This is a genomic window from Streptomyces sp. NBC_00659 (genome assembly GCF_036226925.1).
In the GTDB taxonomy this organism is placed as follows: domain Bacteria; phylum Actinomycetota; class Actinomycetes; order Streptomycetales; family Streptomycetaceae; genus Streptomyces.
The window spans coordinates 4,981,688-4,998,453 of the sequence record NZ_CP109031.1 but is presented as its reverse complement, the minus strand read 5'-3'; the positions used below and the strand labels follow the sequence as shown (position 1 = coordinate 4,998,453).

At 72.2% G+C, this 16,766-nt stretch carries 14 protein-coding genes; 3 read left to right on the top strand and 11 right to left on the bottom strand.

Features of this window, described 5'->3' with window-relative positions; translation table 11 throughout:
* Positions 1 to 53 precede the first annotated feature (53 nt).
* Positions 54 to 1,610: a protein kinase domain-containing protein gene (locus tag OG410_RS21665; protein ID WP_329300704.1), complete on the bottom strand. Its 1,557-nt coding sequence runs from the start codon at positions 1,608 to 1,610 to the stop codon at positions 54 to 56.
* Positions 1,611 to 1,911: 301 nt separating this feature from the next.
* Between OG410_RS21665 and OG410_RS21660 the strand changes: the two genes are divergently transcribed.
* Positions 1,912 to 3,519, top strand: a complete 1,608-nt coding sequence (locus OG410_RS21660) for a protein kinase domain-containing protein (RefSeq protein ID WP_329300703.1) — start codon at positions 1,912 to 1,914, stop codon at positions 3,517 to 3,519.
* A gap of 190 nt (positions 3,520 to 3,709) precedes the next feature.
* Here OG410_RS21660 and OG410_RS21655 read toward each other — a convergent pair whose 3' ends face one another.
* Positions 3,710 to 4,252 carry a bacterial proteasome activator family protein gene (locus OG410_RS21655; RefSeq protein ID WP_329300701.1) on the bottom strand — a complete coding sequence of 181 codons (543 nt, stop codon included), beginning with the start codon at positions 4,250 to 4,252 and terminating at the stop codon, positions 3,710 to 3,712.
* A 228-nt stretch (positions 4,253 to 4,480) separates the two neighbouring features.
* Between OG410_RS21655 and OG410_RS21650 the strand changes: the two genes are divergently transcribed.
* Positions 4,481 to 5,215 (top strand): hypothetical protein, encoded by a 735-nt coding sequence (locus OG410_RS21650; protein WP_329300700.1) that lies wholly within the window; start codon positions 4,481 to 4,483, stop codon positions 5,213 to 5,215.
* A 145-nt stretch (positions 5,216 to 5,360) separates the two neighbouring features.
* Here OG410_RS21650 and OG410_RS21645 read toward each other — a convergent pair whose 3' ends face one another.
* The 7 genes from OG410_RS21645 to pdhA form a co-directional block, all read right to left on the bottom strand.
* Positions 5,361 to 6,341: an NAD(P)H-quinone oxidoreductase gene (locus OG410_RS21645; RefSeq protein WP_329300699.1), complete on the bottom strand. Its 981-nt coding sequence runs from the start codon at positions 6,339 to 6,341 to the stop codon at positions 5,361 to 5,363.
* A 36-nt stretch (positions 6,342 to 6,377) separates the two neighbouring features.
* Positions 6,378 to 7,478, bottom strand: a complete 1,101-nt coding sequence (locus OG410_RS21640; protein WP_329300698.1) for a potassium channel family protein — start codon at positions 7,476 to 7,478, stop codon at positions 6,378 to 6,380.
* A 40-nt stretch (positions 7,479 to 7,518) separates the two neighbouring features.
* The gene (locus OG410_RS21635) at positions 7,519 to 8,985 is read right to left on the bottom strand and encodes a molybdopterin molybdotransferase MoeA (RefSeq protein WP_329300696.1); all 1,467 of its coding nucleotides are present in this window, start codon (positions 8,983 to 8,985) and stop codon (positions 7,519 to 7,521) included.
* A complete protein-coding gene (locus OG410_RS21630; RefSeq protein WP_329300694.1) occupies positions 8,982 to 10,175 on the bottom strand; it encodes an NTP transferase domain-containing protein in 1,194 nt (397 codons plus the stop codon). The genes OG410_RS21635 and OG410_RS21630 overlap by 4 nt, the downstream gene beginning before the upstream one ends.
* A gap of 79 nt (positions 10,176 to 10,254) precedes the next feature.
* Positions 10,255 to 11,781, bottom strand: a complete 1,527-nt coding sequence (locus tag OG410_RS21625; protein WP_329304192.1) for a dihydrolipoamide acetyltransferase family protein — start codon at positions 11,779 to 11,781, stop codon at positions 10,255 to 10,257.
* Positions 11,781 to 12,785: an alpha-ketoacid dehydrogenase subunit beta gene (locus OG410_RS21620; protein ID WP_328450396.1), complete on the bottom strand. Its 1,005-nt coding sequence runs from the start codon at positions 12,783 to 12,785 to the stop codon at positions 11,781 to 11,783. The genes OG410_RS21625 and OG410_RS21620 overlap by 1 nt, the downstream gene beginning before the upstream one ends.
* The gene (pdhA, locus tag OG410_RS21615; protein WP_329300693.1) at positions 12,782 to 13,951 is read right to left on the bottom strand and encodes a pyruvate dehydrogenase (acetyl-transferring) E1 component subunit alpha; all 1,170 of its coding nucleotides are present in this window, start codon (positions 13,949 to 13,951) and stop codon (positions 12,782 to 12,784) included. The genes OG410_RS21620 and pdhA overlap by 4 nt, the downstream gene beginning before the upstream one ends.
* Positions 13,952 to 14,125: 174 nt before the next feature.
* Between pdhA and OG410_RS21610 the strand changes: the two genes are divergently transcribed.
* Positions 14,126 to 14,635, top strand: coding sequence for an Lrp/AsnC family transcriptional regulator (locus OG410_RS21610; RefSeq protein WP_329300692.1), 510 nt, complete (start codon positions 14,126 to 14,128; stop codon positions 14,633 to 14,635).
* A gap of 22 nt (positions 14,636 to 14,657) precedes the next feature.
* Here OG410_RS21610 and OG410_RS21605 read toward each other — a convergent pair whose 3' ends face one another.
* Positions 14,658 to 15,248: a TetR/AcrR family transcriptional regulator gene (locus tag OG410_RS21605; RefSeq protein ID WP_329300691.1), complete on the bottom strand. Its 591-nt coding sequence runs from the start codon at positions 15,246 to 15,248 to the stop codon at positions 14,658 to 14,660.
* Positions 15,245 to 16,759 carry a 3-hydroxyacyl-CoA dehydrogenase gene (locus tag OG410_RS21600; protein WP_329300690.1) on the bottom strand — a complete coding sequence of 505 codons (1,515 nt, stop codon included), beginning with the start codon at positions 16,757 to 16,759 and terminating at the stop codon, positions 15,245 to 15,247. Before OG410_RS21600 ends, OG410_RS21605 begins: the two co-directional genes overlap by 4 nt.
* Between the last annotated feature and the right edge of the window lie 7 nt (positions 16,760 to 16,766).

Genomic DNA, 16,766 nt, shown 5'->3' with positions numbered 1-16,766 from the left:
GCGGGCGAAAGCGCCCTGCTCTCCAGGATCCGGGCGGACCCTGGAGAGCAGGATCAGAGCCCGCCCCCCACGGCGGGGGATTCCGTGCCGCCATCGACCGGATCGTCGGTCGTCGGCTCCGACGTCGGCGTGGCCGGTGTGGTCGGGGCCGCCGTGGTCGGCGCGGTCTTCGTCGGCTCGTCGGTCGGCTGGTCCGTCGTCGGCTCGCTGGTGACGCTCCGCGTCGGCTCGTACGACGGGGGGTAGTCCGTATTGTCGCCGGTGTTGGTCGAGTCGTCCGACGTGTCGTCGCCCGTGGATTGCTCCGTCGAGTCGTCGCTGGGCTGCTCGCTGGAGCCGTCGTTCTTGCTGGAGTGCGAGACGGTCGGCGACGGCGTGGTCCCGGTCCCCGAACCTGTGCCGTTGCCGGTGGTCTTGAGCGCCAGCGCGACACCGGCGGCGATGGCGATCAGCGCGAAGACCGCGAGGATCCACAGCTTGCCGCGGCCGCCGCCCCGGTTTCCGTGCCCCTCGAAGCCGCCGTCGTCGCCGCCCCCGTAGGGCGGGATGAGCGGTGCCGGGATCTGCGTGGTGCCGTAGTCACCGGGGTGCGGCAGCGCGGCCGTACCCGCGAAACCGGGCCCGTGCGACCCCTCGTGCATGGTGACCGGGCCGGTGTTCCAGGTGCCGGTGTGGCTGCCCTGGTCGTACAGCATCTGGAGCGCGTACTGGATGAGTCCGCGCATCTCCTCGGCGGTCTGGAACCGGTCGTCCGGATCCTTCGCGAGGGCGCGCATGACGAGTCCGTCGAGCTCCGGCGGCACCTCGCCCGAGACCTCCGAGGGAGGCATCGGGATGTCCTGGACGTGCTGGTAGACCACCGACAGCGGCGTCTCGCCGGTGAACGGGGGCCGCAGCGCGAGAAGTTCGTAGAGCAGACAGCCGGTCGCGTACAGGTCGGAGCGGTGGTCGACGGCCTTGCCGAGCGCCTGCTCCGGGGAGAGGTACTGCGGGGTGCCCATGACCATGCCGGTCTGGGTCATCGTCGACTGCGCGCCGTGCAGGGCACGCGCGATGCCGAAGTCCATCACCTTGACCGCGCCGGTCTCCGTGATGATCACGTTCGCCGGCTTGATGTCGCGGTGCACGATCCCGTGCTGGTGCGAGTAGGCCAGCGCCTCCAGGACACCGGAGACGATGATCAGCGCCTGCTCGGGCCCGGGGGCCTCGGCGTTGATCAGCAGATCGCGGATCGTGTGACCCTCGACGATCTCCATGACGATGTACGGGACGACCCCGTGCCCGACGACGTCCTCGCCGGAGTCGTACACGGCCACGACCGCGTGGTGGTTGAGCCCCGCGACCGACTGTGCCTCGCGTGTGAAACGGGCCTTGGACACGGGGTCCTCGGCCAGGTCGGCACGGAGCAGCTTGACCGCCACGGTCCGCCCGAGGCGCACGTCCTCGGCGGCGAACACCTCGGCCATGCCGCCCCGGCCGAGCCTGTGTGTCAGCCGATACCGGCCGTCGCCGACCAGCCCGCCGTTACCCCACATCTCCGGCGCATCTGACATACCGCCGCCAGTCGCCTCGGGGTCGGACGGGCCCTGAGCGCGCTGCTGCTGTGCCATCAGTCCTCGCCGTCGTTTCTGCCCGCGGTCTGCGCGGTGGTTGTTACGGTCTCCGTCGGGCCACGCTACAGGCTTCGCGCGGGACGCCGGTCCGGGATGAGCGTGAGTGGACCGGCCATCCAACCCGTCGGAGTGCCGTCGGTGCAATTTCCGTGTACCGGCCGTACGTCACCTGTAACGCTTCCGCGACGCTTCTTTCTCAGACGGTCACGGAACGGGCACCGAGCTTGACGTGTCCGTGCCCTCGGGCAGACTTGGCCCGGAATAAGCCAATCGATCACGGCCGCGGGGGACGCAGAAGATGAGCCAGGACGGCGCACAGGGCCGGTACGCGGGGCGTGCGGTCGCCGGCGGCCGCTACCAGCTGCGCGATCTGCTCGGCGAGGGTGGCATGGCCTCGGTCCACCTCGCGTACGACTCGGTGCTCGACCGCCAGGTAGCGATCAAGACACTGCACACCGAACTCGGCCGGGAACAGGCCTTCCGCGAGCGCTTCCGCCGCGAGGCCCAGTCGGTGGCCAAGCTCACCCACACGAACATCGTCTCGGTGTTCGACACCGGCGAGGACGACCTCGACGGCATGACGACGCCGTACATCGTCATGGAGTACATCGAGGGCAAGCCGCTCGGCTCGGTCCTCGACGCGGACATCCAGCAGTACGGCGCGATGCCCGCCGACAAGGCCCTGAAGATCACCGCGGACGTGCTGGCGGCCCTGGAGATCAGCCACGAGATGGGCCTGGTCCACCGGGACATCAAGCCGGGCAACGTGATGATGACCAAGCGCAACGTCGTCAAGGTCATGGACTTCGGCATCGCCCGTGCCATGCAGTCCGGCGTCACCTCCATGACGCAGACCGGCATGGTCGTCGGCACCCCGCAGTACCTCTCCCCGGAGCAGGCCCTCGGCCGGGGCGTCGACGCCCGGTCCGACCTGTACTCGGTCGGCATCATGCTGTTCCAACTGGTCACCGGGCGGCTGCCCTTCGAAGCGGACTCCCCGCTGGCCATCGCCTACGCGCACGTCCAGGAGCAGCCGGTCGCGCCCTCCTCGGTCAACCGCTCGCTGCCCCCGGCGGTGGACGCGTTGATCGCCCGCGCGCTGAAGAAGAACCCGAACGAACGCTTCCCGAGCGCCGAGATCATGCGCGACGAGTGCCTCCGGGTCGCGCAGTCGTTCCAGCCTGCCGCGCCGAACATCGTGCCGGGCGCCCAGACACCCAGCGGTTCGGGCGTCGGCTCCGCCGTGTTCCCGCCGGTCGACCAGGGCACCCCGGCGCCCGGCCCGGTACAGACGCCGTACCAGCCCGGCCCGTACGGCACGCCGACCCCCGCCCCGGCGTACGGCTACCCGCAGCAGGGCGGCTACCCGACTCCGCCGCAGACCGCCGCGTACGCCGGGCAGCACGGCACCTCCACGCCTCCCCCGTACAACCTCTCGCCCCAGCCCGCCGGCGGCGGCCGGGGCAGCAAGTCGGTCGTGATCGGCTCGGTCCTGGTCTCGCTCATGGCGGTCGGCGGCCTGATCACGGCGCTGGTCCTGAACGGCGGGACCGGCGACGACAACAAGGGCGGCGGCGACAGCACCGCCGGCTCGTCGCCCACCGCGGTCGCGGGGCACAAGGGTCCGGACACGTCGAAGAAGATCGACACCGAGAAGTGCACGGACCCGACGGAGTCGTACAACGACCCGAAGAAGATCGAGGTCCCCAACTTCCGCTTCAAGAACCTGAGCTCGGTGAAGTCCTGCTTCCAGGCCGCCGGCTGGCAGATGAAGGTCACGCGCGTGGACGAGAACACGTACGGCGAGGACACGGTCATGGACCAGTTCCCCTCCGCCGGTGACGACGTCGACCCCAAGAACATGCCCAAGATCGAGATCAAGGTGTCCTCGGGCGACCCCTCCTAGCATCCTCGGACGCTCCACGACACCGGGGACGCTCCACGACAGGAGTGACCGCGGACGCTCCGGCCGCGGACGACGGGAAGGGGCCCGGCACCTGAGTGCCGGGCCCCTTCCCGTCGGGGTGACCGCGCGTCACCGGGGTGACGGAGGCGGCCCGACCCCGCGTGGTCAGCGGTGGCCCGACCTCGCGTGGTTACAGGTACGGTCCGCCCGAACGGCCTCCCGTACGGAGGTCCTCGTCGCCCTCCAGACCGCCGACACCCGGCGGAAGGGCCCGGCGCATCTGCTCCAGCTGCGCCCTGGCCGCCATCTGCTGGGCGAACAGGGTCGTCTGGATCCCGTGGAAGAGCCCTTCCAGCCAGCCCACCAACTGGGCCTGCGCGATCCGCAGTTCGGCGTCGCTGGGAGTCCCCTCGTCCGTGAAGGGCAACGAGAGCCGCTCCAGCTCCTCCACCAGCTCCGGAGCGAGACCGTCCTCCAGTTCCTTGACGGAACTCGCGTGGATCTCCTTGAGGCGGACCCTGCTGGCCTCGTCCAGGGGTGCGGCGCGCACTTCCTCCAGCAGCTGCTTGATCATGCTGCCGATGCGCATCACCTTGGCCGGCTGTTCCACCATCTCCGTCACCGGGATCTCGCGGGAGTCCTCGTCCCCGGCGCCGCCGAGAGCCATTCCGTCCTGGCCCACGACCAGGATCTGAGGGTTCTCCGGCGACCGTTCGTTCCTCGGCATCTCCATGCCGCCATTCTCTCGCACCCACGTACTCCATCACGGTGGTGCCCCCCGTACACGGTGATCCACCACCTCCGTCGGCCCAGTTCGCGACAGGAAGGGGTTCCACAGCCTCTGAAGTGCGCGAATGACGCCACTTTCGGTCGAGATGCCGGGATCACGACGTCATGTGAGGCTGGTTGCGTCGATCACGGCACCCGTCTTGGCGAACCGTTCCGGGAGGGGGTCACCGACGTGACTCCATGGCTGCGCACCCTGCCCACGGCCGGGCTCCTCGCGGCCGCCCTGCTGAACGGCCCCGTCCCGCTCGCGAACGCCGCGCCGACGGGCCCGGGCGCCCTCGCTCCCCCCGCCCCGGCCCGCTCCGGAGGCTTCTCGTACACCGCCTCATGGGTTCCGTCCGCCCGAGCCACCGCCTCACCGGCTCCGCCCGCCCAGAGCCCCAGCCCGCCCGGTTCGCCCACCGCCTCCACTCCCTCCTCGGGAGGGACCACCACGCCCGCCCCGTCCACCTCGGGAGCCGGCTCACCGCTTCCGTCCCCCGGACGGTCCAACCCGCCCGGCACGTCCGCGCACGGGCCCAGCGCCTCGGACGCGGCCGGCCCCACGGCCTCCGACCCGGCCCGCCCCACCCCTACGGCGGACCCGTCCCGTGCGGGCAGCTACGCGGGGGAGGGACGTGAACGTCCCGGCCGCACGGAGCCGGACGGCCAGGACAGCGAGGACCCCGGCAGCCAGGACACCCCGGCCCTCCAGGACACGGCCCCCGCCGCGGACACCGGGATCACGGAACCGACCGAAGCTCCCGACCCCTCACGCGACACCGCGGCCCCCGTCCAGCAGAGCGTCGTGGGCCCCGGCTCCACGCCCGGCGGCGACCTGGCGCTCCTGCCGCTGGGCAGCGGCCTGATCCTCGTCGGTCTGGGCCTGGCCCTGGCCTTCCTGGGCCTGCGGGTACGCCGCGGCTGAACCCACCCCCAGGAAGCGCCGACGTGCCGCGGCCGAGCCACCCCACAGGAAGCTGCGATGTGCGGTGGCCCCCACAGGAAGCGCCGACGTGCGGTGGCTGAGCCACCCCCGGGGGACGGATCGGCCACCGCAGCCGGGTCGGCCGCTAGGAGGCGACGAGCAGCACCTTTCCGATGTGGCTGCTCTCCTCCAGCACCCGGTGCGCACCCGCCGCGTCGCTCATGGACAGCTCACGGTCGACGACAGGACGGACATGACCGGAGTCGATCAGCGGCCACACGTGTTCCCGCACGGCCGCCACGATCGCCGCCTTCTCGCTGAGCGGCCGGGCCCGCAGCGAGGTGGCGCTGACGGCAGCGCGCTTGTTCAGGAGCGCGGCGATGTTCAGCTCCGCCTTGATGCCGCCCTGCATGCCGATGATGGCGAGCCGTCCGTTGACGGCGAGCGCGCGCACGTTCCGGTCGAGGTACTTGGCCCCCATGTTGTCGAGAATGACGTCGGCACCCGCCCCCGAGGTGGCCCGCTCGATCTCCTCGACGAAGTCCTGCTCGCGGTAGTTGATCAGGATGTCCGCACCCAGCTCCGCGCAGAAATCGAGCTTCTCCTTGGTGCCCGCCGTGACCGCGACCTTCGCACCGACGGCCTTCGCGAGCTGGATCGCCATGGTGCCGATGCCGCTGGAGCCGCCGTGCACGAGCAGGGTCTCGCCAGGGCGCAGATGGGCGACCATGAAGACGTTCGACCAGACCGTGCACGTCACCTCGGGCAGCGCCGCCGCCTGCAGGACGTCCAGGCCCGCGGGAACGGGGAGCAGCTGTCCGGCGGGGACGGCGACCTTCTGGGCGTATCCGCCGCCCGCGAGCAGCGCGCACACCTCGTCGCCGACCGACCAGCCGAGGACGCCCGGACCGACCGCGGCGATACGCCCGGAGCATTCGAGTCCGGGGTAGGGGGAGGCTCCGGGCGGCGGGTTGTACAGACCCTGCCGCTGCAGCAGATCGGCGCGGTTGACGGCGCTGGCCACCACCTCGACCAGCACTTCGCCCTCGGCCGGCACCGGATCGGGAACCTCGTCCCACACCAGCGCCTCGGGCCCACCAGGTTCGGGAATCGTGATCGCGTACATGAGGTGGACGCTACTCCTGCACGGTGTCGCCTGTTCCTACGGCAGGTGCCGGATGTCCGGCGTCGTCCGGGTGCTCGGGGTGACCCGGACGATCGTGATCAGCCGGTCCGTCAACTGCAGGGTGCCGACGTCCGGTTCGTCGTATCCGAGCACGCGATGCCCCCGCACGACGCTGACCACGAGGTCGCTGGTGTCCCGGGCACTCATGCCGACCTCGGCCTTTGTGACGGGCCGATCCACGATGTCGAGCCCGCTGCCCTGATGGATCAGGTCCTCCATCACCATGCCCGCGGCGGGGCTGAGCACGGAGAGGCCGAGCAGTCGGCCGGCCGCGCTGGCGCTGGTGATGACCGCGTCGGCGCCCGACTGCCTGAGCAGCGGGGCGTTCTCCTCCTCGCGGACGGCGGCGACGATCTTCGCCCCGCGATTGAGCTGCCGCGCGGTCAGGGTGACCAGGACCGCGGTGTCGTCCCGCTGGGTGGCGACGATGATCTGCCGCGCCTTGTGGAGCTCGGCGCGCATCAGCACATCGCTGCGCGTGGCGTCCCCGATCACTCCCGCGTACCCCTCGGCCGTCGCCGCGTCGACCACCCGGGAACTCGGGTCGACGACCACGACCTGCTCCTTCTTGAGCCCGGTCGCGCAGACAGTCTCGACGGCCGACCGTCCCTTGGTCCCGAAGCCGACAACGACGGTGTGATCCCTCAAGGTCGCCCTCCAGCGGTTCAATCGCCACTCCTCCCGGGTGCGTTCCGTGAGGACCTCCAGCGTGGTGCCGACCAGGATGATCAGGAACAGCACCCGCAGGGGCGTGATGACCAGGATGTTGATGAGCCGGGCGACGTCACTGGTCGGGGTGATGTCGCCGTATCCGGTGGTGGAGAGGGTGACCGTCGCGTAGTAGAAGGCGTCGAGCAGGTCGACGCTGCCGTCGGAGTTGTCGGTGTAGCCACCGCGGTCGAACCAGACGATGAGCGCGGTGAACACAAGCAGCAGCAGCGCCATCGACAGCCGCTTCGCCACCTGCCGAATCGGACGCTGCACTACCTTCTGCGGCAGTTTCACCTGGTGAGTCATCAGATGTTCGTCCGCCTGGCGGGCGATCGTGTCGTCGCCCGGAAGTTTCACGTGAAACACTCCCCGCTCGGGTCCATGCCGGTCATGCCCTCGGACCTGCTCAGACGAAGCACGCGTCGATCCCCGCGACGGCCCATGGCAGATCGATGAGTTCCAGCTCCTGCCCGGCGCGCGCACCACCCGGCGGTACGACCGCGAGCGCGTCGGCGGCGGCGATGCCCCGCAGCATCGCCGGGCCGTTGTAGTGCAGCGGCGCGGCCCGCTCGCCGCGCAGCGAGACGGGGATGAGCCGGGTGTCGTACGGATGCCCCTGCACGGCGTCCCCGAGGGGCAAGGTGTACGGCTCCGGGGCCATGCGTCCGGCCAGCGTGCGCAGCATCGGCTCGGCGAGCGTGAGCAGTCCGGAGACGGCCGCGAGGGGGTTGCCGGGCAGCCCGACGAGGTGCTGGTTCTCCTGGAGACGGGCCAGCAGCATCGGATGCCCCGGCCGCACCTTGACGCCGTCCACCAGCAGCTCGGCGCCGATCCGGCGCAAGGTGGGGTGGACATGGTCGACGGGGCCGGCGGCGGTGCCGCCGGTGGTGACGATCAGATCGGCCCGGGAGCCGGTGATCGCTTTGTGCAGCGCCTTGGCGTCGTCGCCGATCCGGCGCACCGCGACGACCTCGGCGCCCAGGGCCCGCAGCCACGGCGGCAGCATGGGGCCGAGCGCGTCCCGGATGAGCCCTTCCCTGGGAAGTCCCTCGGTGAGCAGCTCATCGCCGAGGATGAGAACTTCGGCGCGCGGGCGGGGGACGACGGCGAGTGTGTCGTACCCGGCGGCCGCCGCGAGGCCCAGTACGGCGGGGGTTACCAGGGCTCCGAGCGGCAGCAATTGGTCACCGCTGCGGCACTCCTGGCCGCGCGGGCGGATGTCCTGCCCGTGAGCGAGCGCCAGGATTCCCCGGGACCGGGCGGAACCCTGCTCCTGCCCGACGCCCGCGTGCAGCCGGCCCTTGCCGTCGAGGCGCCCGTGCTCGCTGCGCAGGACGGCGGTCGCGTCCCGCGGGACCCGCGCCCCGGTGGCGATCCGGACCGCCTCGCCGTCGCTGAGCCGCTCCGGTTCCGCGTGCCCGGCGAGTACGCCGTCCTCCCGCACCTCCCAGGGCCCGGGTCCGGCGACCGCCCAGCCGTCCATGGCGGAGGTGTCGAAGGAGGGAAGGTCGGTGAGCGCGGTCAAGGGGGCGGCGAGGACGAGGCCGAGGGAGTCGTCGAGGGGGACCGAGACGGGGGTACGGCGGGACAGGGAACGCGCGGCCCGCTCGGCGAGGGCCCGTGCCTCCGTCCACGGGGTGGACCGGTGACGGGTGTGCTTGCCCTCGCCGCTGTTCTGGGCGCCGGGCGAGGCGACCGCTGCCGGGTCGGTTCCCTGGGGGCCGGGGACGGCACGCTCCGCTCGTCCGGGCTCGCCGGACGGGCGGGCACCCGCGCCTTTGACCAGGGCGAGCGCCTCCTCGACATCGAAGTCGTCGGTGTCGTCGGTGTCCTGGCCGTCCTGGCTGTCCCGGGTGGAGCGGGCGGCGGTCATCCGGCGTCCGGCTCGGTGGCGGGCGTGGGCGGGGCGGCGGACGACCCGTTGTCCGGCCGGGCGTCGGGAGTGTCCTCGTCGGCCCAGCGCAGCGCGAGCGCGGCGGCCTTGCGGGAGGCTTCGGCGACCGCTTCCGGTCCTCCGCCCGCCCGCGCGGCCGCGTATCCGACGAGGAACGTGGTCAGCGGCGCGGCCGGCCTGGCGACGCCGTGCGCGGCGTCGCGGGCCAGGTCGAGCAGCACGCCGATGTCGACGTCCAGGTCGATGCCCAGTTCGTCCTTGACTGCGGAAATCCATTCATCCAGCACGTGCCCATGCTCCCTGATGCGCGCTCGAGCGGCGGCGATGTCGTCCCAGGTGTCGCAGTCGAAGGACGCGACGGGGTCGGTGATGCGGGTGAGGTCGAGGGCGGCGACGAGCCGTCGGAGCGGCAGCCCGGAGAGGCTCCCGTGCTCGGCGGCGAGCACACCCAGCTCGCGGCGCAGCGCGTCGGCGCGGTAGACAGCCACGAGGGGCTGATCCCGCCCGTCGGGGTCGGTGAGAAGAACACCGTCCAAACGGGTGCCGGGGCCGTCGGCTCGACGGCTGGGGTCGTCGTGACGGGCGGCGGGGACCTCGGCACGGGTGCCGGACCCATCGGCCCGGGTGCCGGGTCCGTCGTGACAGGTGTCAAGCCCGTCGGCGCGGGTGCCCTGCCCGTCGTGACGGGCGCCGGGCCCCTCGATGCGGTCGGCATGCCCGTCCCGGGCCGGGCCGGAAGTCCCCGGGATCTCGTGTGGGGTGCCGGCGCGAAGGGTGTCCAGCAGGCGCCGGACCGTCTTCTCCTCCAGGAACGGCAGGTCGGCGGAGAGCACGAGAACGTACGGCGCCCTGGTGTGACGCAGCCCGGCGTCCAGCGCGGCGAGCGGTCCCCCGCCCGGCGGGTCCTCGCGGGCCCACTCCACGGGACGCGCCGTGGGCCTGGGCCGGGCCACGACCACCGTGCGCGTGGCATCGGCACACGCGGCCAGGACCCTGTCCAGCAGGGTCCGGCCCCCCACGCGCACGCCGGGCTTGTCCTCGCCGCCGAGCCGCCGGGCGGCACCGCCCGCGAGCACGACGGCGTCGTACCCGGCATCGGCACCGGGGGTGCCTCCCTGGTCGGCGCCGCCGGGTCGCCCGGTCGCGCCCTCGGGCTCGTACGCGGTCATGCCCCGAGTATGGGCGTCCGAGGAATCGGCGCCACCCCCGGGGCACGGCGCAGGTACCGGGCCGGCCGGGCCGCGTGTCCTACAGAGTCCGCAGCAGCACCGCCGGTTGCTCCACGCAGTCCGCCACATACCGCAGGAAGCCGCCCGCCGTACCGCCGTCGCAGACCCGGTGGTCGAAGGAGAGCGAGAGCTGGACGACCTGACGCACCGCCAGCTCGCCCTGGTGGACCCAGGGCTTGGGGATGATGCGGCCGACGCCGAGCATGGCCGCCTCGGGGTGGTTGATGATCGGCGTGGAGCCGTCGACACCGAACACGCCGTAGTTGTTCAGCGTGAAGGTGCCGCCCGTGAGGTCCGCGGGCGTCAGCGTCCCGGTCCGGGCCGCCTCGGTCAGCCGGCCGAACTCCGCGCTCAGCCCTTCCGCGTCCCGTGCGTGCGCGTCCCGCACCACGGGGACGACGAGCCCGCGCTCGGTCTGGGCCGCGAAGCCCAGGTGCACCTGGCCGAGCCGGACGATCTCGCGGGCGTCCATGTCGACCGTCGAGTTGAGCTCGGGGAAACGGGCCAGCGCCGCGGTGCAGATCCGGGCCAGCAGTGCCAGCAGGGAGATCTTCGGGCCGCCGGCCGCGTTCATCGCCCTGCGCGCCTGCATGAGCTCCGTCGCATCGGCGTCCACCCAGCAGGTCGCGTCCGGGATCTCGCGCCGGCTGCGCGAGAGCTTGTCGGCGACGGCACCGCGGACACCCCGGAGGGGCACCCGGACACCCTCCGGGGACGTGCCCCGGGAAACGCCGGACCCACCGGGCACCACCGACACGATGTCCGCGTAGGAGGTCATCTGGCCGGGCAGGCCCTCGTACGCGGGCTCCGTGACGGGAGCACCGGGTCCGGCCGCCGCAGGGCGCGACTCCGGCGTGGCGGACGACCGCAGCCGTCCGGTGGCCGCCGCGCGCAGCGCGTACTCGACGTCCGCCCGCAGGATGAGTCCCTCGGGACCGGAGCCCTCCAGCTCCCTCAGGTCCACGCCGTTCTCCCGGGCGAGCCGTCGCACGAGGGGCGAGATGACCGGCACCGGGCCGTCGCCCCGCGAGGGGGTGACGCCGTTGTGAGCGGTCCGCGCCATGCCCGCCGGGTCCGGCGGTACGGCGGCGACGGGTTCGGGGCGGCCCTGCGCGGGCCGGGCGGGCGAGGCACCCGTGCCCGCCGGGGACGGTACCCCGGCCGGTCCTCCGGTGGCGGCGCCGGAGGGGCGCACCCTCCGGCGCCGCGCCGGGGGCGCTCCCGTGCCGTATCCCACCAGCACGTTCCCGGAGCCCTCGTCGCTCCGCTCGTTCTCGCCGGTCCCGCCGTCCTCGGCAGGGGCACCCACGGCGACGGTCAGCAGCGGTGCCCCCACGGGCAGTTCCGTGCCCTCCTCGCCGAAGCGGGCGGTGACCACACCGCCGTAGGGGCAGGGGACCTCGACCATCGCCTTGGCCGTCTCGACCTCGACGACGAGTTGGTCGACGGCGACGACGTCACCGACCTCCACCAGCCAGCGGACGATCTCCGCCTCGGTGAGGCCCTCCCCGAGGTCGGGGAGCTTGAACTCCAGCACCTGTGCCATCAGCTCTGCGCCTCCCATTGCAGACGTCCCACGGCGTCCAGGATCCGGTCGACGCCGGGCAGGTGGTGCCGCTCCAGCATCGGCGGCGGATACGGGATGTCGAACCCGGCGACGCGCAGCACCGGCGCCTCCAGGTGGTGGAAGCAGCGCTCCGTGACGCGGGCCGCGATCTCCCCGCCCGGTCCTCCGAACCCGCCCGACTCGTGCACGACGACCGCTCGTCCGGTCCGCCGCACCGATGCCGCGACCGTCTCGTCGTCGAACGGCACCAGCGAGCGCAGGTCGACGACTTCGAGGTCCCAGCCCTCGGCCCGGGCCGCCTCGGCGGCTTCGAGGCAGACGGGCACGGACGGCCCGTAGGTGATCAGCGTGGCGCTCCGGCCCGAGCGCCGCACCACCGCGCGGCCTATCGGCTCAACGGCCGGCGGCTCGTCCGGGTTCCACGAATCCTTCGACCAGTACAGCCTCTTGGGCTCCAGGAAGACCACCGGGTCGTCCGAGGCGATGGCCTCCCGCAGCAGTCCGTAGGCGTCGGACACGGTCGCGGGCATGACGACGTGCAGGCCCGGGGTCGCCATGTAGTACGCCTCGGACGAGTCGCTGTGGTGCTCGACGCCGCCGATGCCGCCGCCGTAGGGGACGCGGATCGTGATGGGCAGGGGCATGGCGCCCCGTGTGCGGTTGCGCATCTTCGCCACGTGCGAGATCAGCTGCTCGAACGCCGGGTAGGCGAACGCGTCGAACTGCATCTCCACGACCGGCCGCAGGCCGTACATGGCCATGCCGACCGCCGCGCCGAGGATGCCCGCCTCGGCGAGCGGGGTGTCCGTGCAGCGGTCGTCGCCGAACTCCTTGGCGAGCCCGTCGGTGACCCGGAAGACGCCGCCGAGGGTGCCGACGTCCTCGCCCAGGACATGGACGGCCGGGTCGGCGGCCATGGCGTCGCGCAGGGCGCGCCCGAGCGCCTGCGCCATGGTGGCCGGTTTGAGGGCAACCGTGGTCATCGCCCGGCTCCTTCCGGGCCGTGCGGGCCCGCTCCGAGCGTGCCGTCCGCCTCGGCGTCCAGCTCCGCTCTCAGCTGGCTCTCCTGCTCAAGCAGTTGAGGAGTGGGTTGTGCGTACACATGGGCGAACAGATCCATGGGGTCGAGCACCGGGTCCTGGTTCATGCGCTCACGCAGGTCCGCGGCCATCGCCTCGGCGCCGTCGCGCACCTCCTGGAGAGCTGCCTCGTCGAGCAGACCGCGCTCGGTCAGCTCGCGCTCCAGAAGCACGATGGGGTCGTGGCCGCGCCAGGTCTCGACCTCGGAGTCCCCCCGGTAGCGGGTGGCGTCGTCGGCGTTGGTGTGCGCGTCGATGCGGTACGTCACGGCCTCGACGAGGGTGGGACCGCCGCCCGCGCGCGCGTGGGCGATGGCCTCGCTCAGGACCTGGTGCACGGCCACCGCGTCGTTGCCGTCGACCAGACGGCCCGGCATCCCGTAGCCGACGGCCTTGTGGGCCAGCGACGGGGCGGCGGTCTGCTTGGCGAGCGGGACGGAGATGGCGAAGCCGTTGTTCTGCACGAGGAAGACGACGGGCGCCTGCCACACCGCGGCGAAGTTCAGCGCTTCGTGGAAGTCGCCCTCGCTGGTGCCGCCGTCACCGACCAGGGCGAGCGCGACCACGTCGTCGCCCTTGAGGCGGGCGGCGTGCGCGAGGCCCACGGCGTGCGGGAGCTGGGTCGCCAGGGGGGTGGACAGGGGCGCGACCCGGTGCTCGTGCGGGTCGTAGCCAGTGTGCCAGTCGCCGCGCAGGAGGGTGAGTGCCTGGACGGGGTCGAGGCCGCGGGCGACGGCGGCGAGGGTGTCGCGGTAGCTGGGGAAGAGCCAGTCGCGCTCCTCCAGCACGAGCGCGGCGGCGACCTCGCAGGCCTCCTGTCCGGTGCTGGACGGGTACACGGCGAGACGGCCCTGCTTGGTGAGCGCGGTGGCCTGGACGTTGTACCGGCGGCCACGCACCAGTTCCGTGTGCAGGCGGCGCAGCAGGGCCGGATCGACCTTGGCGGCCGCGTCGGTGCCGAGGACGCGGTGGGGCAGCGCGTCGGGCAGCAACGGCGCGGGGTCGGTGCGGGGCTGCCAGGCGGGCGGCGGCGTGGGCCGGTAGGCCCCTCGCTGCTCCATGACCGTCATGACGGCACCTCCTCGTGGGAGCGGCTTCAGGCGCGTCACGGGTGTGATGCGCCTCACCTACCGATTGTTCGGTCGTCGGCACATTTTGGCTACAGGCGCCGCCAGGCTGTGGACAAACGGTTCTGCGCAGCCTGAGATGGATGCAGTACGTCCATGGTAGGGAGGCGGGGGGACATGGCACCTGAACAAATGGCCGAGCCGCCGGAGGCCGGACCCTCCGTGCCGCCCGTGCCGCCCGCCCGTCCGCTCGACGCGATCGACCAGGACATCCTGCACATGCTGCAGGCGGACGGCCGTGCCTCCATACGTTCCGTGGCCGAGCGGGTCCATGTCTCGCGGGCAAACGCCTACGCGCGGATCAACCGGCTCATCGAGGACGGTGTGATCCGCGGCTTCGGGGCGCGCGTCGACCACGAACGCGCGGGACAGGGCACCTCGGCGTACATCACCCTCAAGATCGTGCAGAACTCCTGGCGCACGGTGCGGGAGCGGCTGAGGGTGCTGCCCGGGGCCTCGCACATCGCCCTGGTGGGCGGCGACTTCGACGTGCTTCTGCTGGTGCACACGCCGGACAACCGGGCGCTGCGCGAACTGGTGCTCACCCGGCTCCAGGCCATCCCGGAGGTGCTCAGCAGCAGGACACTGCTGGTCTTCGAGGAGGAGGACCTGGAGCCGGAGGCCTGACGCCACCGGCCCTCCTGGGCCCTCAGGGCTCCTGCCGGAGCCCTCCGAAGACCAGCACCACCACGGCGTCGGCCACTTCCTGCGCGGCCATGCCCCGTGCGTCGGGGCGGTACCACTCCACGAGCGAGTTGATCATTCCGAAGACCAGCCGGGTCGCGAGCCGGACCTCCACGTCGCCGCGTACGTCCCCGTCGGCGGCCGCTGCCTTCAGGAGCTCGGCGACCCTGTGGTCGAAGTCGCGGCGCCGTTCCAGGGCCCACCGCTCGGTGTCCGTGTTGCCGCGCACCCGCAGGAGCAGCGTCACGTAGGGCAGCTCCGAGGTGAGCACCTCGACCATGCGCCGCACCACGTACTCCAGTCGCTGCACGGCACGTCCCACGCGCGCGTGCTCCTCGTCGAGGATCTCGAAGAGGCCGTCCAGCGCCCGGCTCACCGCGCGCCGCAGCAGCTCCTCCTTGCCCGAGACATGGTGGTATATCGACGACTTGGAGATGCCGGCCGCCTTGGAGAGGTGCTCCATGGAGGTGCCGTCGTAGCCGCGTTCGTTGAAGACCTGGACGGCGACGGAGAGCAGCGTCTCGGGCGTGTACGTGTCCCGTTTGGCGGTGGTCACTGGGTGCCCTCCCGCTTCTCGTTGGCGTACGCGTGGCGGTAGAGCGCGAGCGACGGGGCGTAGCGGCCGGAGGGATCGCGCACGTGTAGTTCGTCCAGGACGTCGTACGACCAGTTCACACCGAGCCTGCGGCTCCACTCGAAGGGGCCGAGGGGGTAGTTGACGCCGAGGCGCATCGCGGTGTCGATGTCCTCCTCGGTGGCCACGCCCTTGGCCACCGCGTCGTACGCGAGGTCGACGATCCGGGCCACCGTGCGGGCGACGATCATGCCGGGGCAGTCCCCGATCACACTGACGTCCTTACCCAGCGCCTGGAAGAGACCGATGGCCTCGGAGAGCGTCTGGGGAGCGGTGTCCTGGGACGCCGACAGGGCGATCCGGGTGGCCTTGCGGTAGTCGAGCGCGAGGTCGAAGTAGACGACGTCGCGGAACTCGACCGAGGTCTGGCCGTCGACGAGGACGAGCTGGCCGCCGCTCGGCAGCACCAGGCGCGTGCCGTGGTCCTCCTCGTCCTCCCGGACCTGGATGCCCGCCTCACGGATCAGGGCGAGAACGTCGGCGGCCGGGCCCAGGTCGCCCTCGGCGACGACGTACGCGGGCGGCTGCGCCTTCTCCGCCGTGTGCGGCTCGGAGGGTTCGGCGCCGTCCCCGTAGTCGTACCAGCCGTGGCCCGTCTTGCGGCCGAAGCGGCCCGCCTCGACGAGTCGTCGCTGGGCGAGCGAGGGCGTGAAGCGCACGTCCTGGAAGAAGGACCGCCACACGGAGTGCGTGACGGACTCGTTGACGTCCTGGCCGATCAGGTCGGTGAGTTCGAAGGCGCCCATCCGGAAACCGCCGGACTCGCGCAGGACCGCGTCGATGGTGGCGGGGTCGGCCGCCTGGGACTCGTGGACCGCGAAGGCCTCGGCGTAGAAGGGCCGCGCGATGCGGTTGACGATGAAACCGGGCGTGTCCGCGCAGGCGACGGGCGTCTTGCCCCAGGCGCGGGCCGTCTCGTACGCGCGCGTGGCCGACGTGACGTCGGTCGCGAACCCGGAGACGACCTCCACGAGCGGCAGCAGCGGCGCCGGGTTGAAGAAGTGCAGCCCGACGAGCCGGCCCGGATTTCGCAGCGCGCCGCCGATGGCCGTGACGGACAGCGAGGAGGTGTTGGTGGCCAGCAGGCAGTCGTCCCCGACGATGTCCTCGAGCTCGCCGAACAGCCGCTGCTTGACGTCGAGTTCTTCGAGCACCGCCTCGACGACGAGCACGCAGTCCGCGAGGTCGGTGAGATCCGAGGCCGGCTGGAGCCGGGCGCGCGCGGCGTCCCTGTCGGCGCCGGCGAGCCGGTCCTTCGCGACGAGCCGGTCGAGCCGGGCGCCGATCGCTTCGGCGGCGGCCGCGGCACGTCCGGGAGCGGCGTCGTAGAGCCGCACGGGGTGGCCCGCCACCAGCGCGACCTGGGCGATGCCCTGGCCCATGGTGCCGGTGCCGACGACTGCCACGGGGCTGCTGAGGTCGAGTGCTGTCATGTGCGCG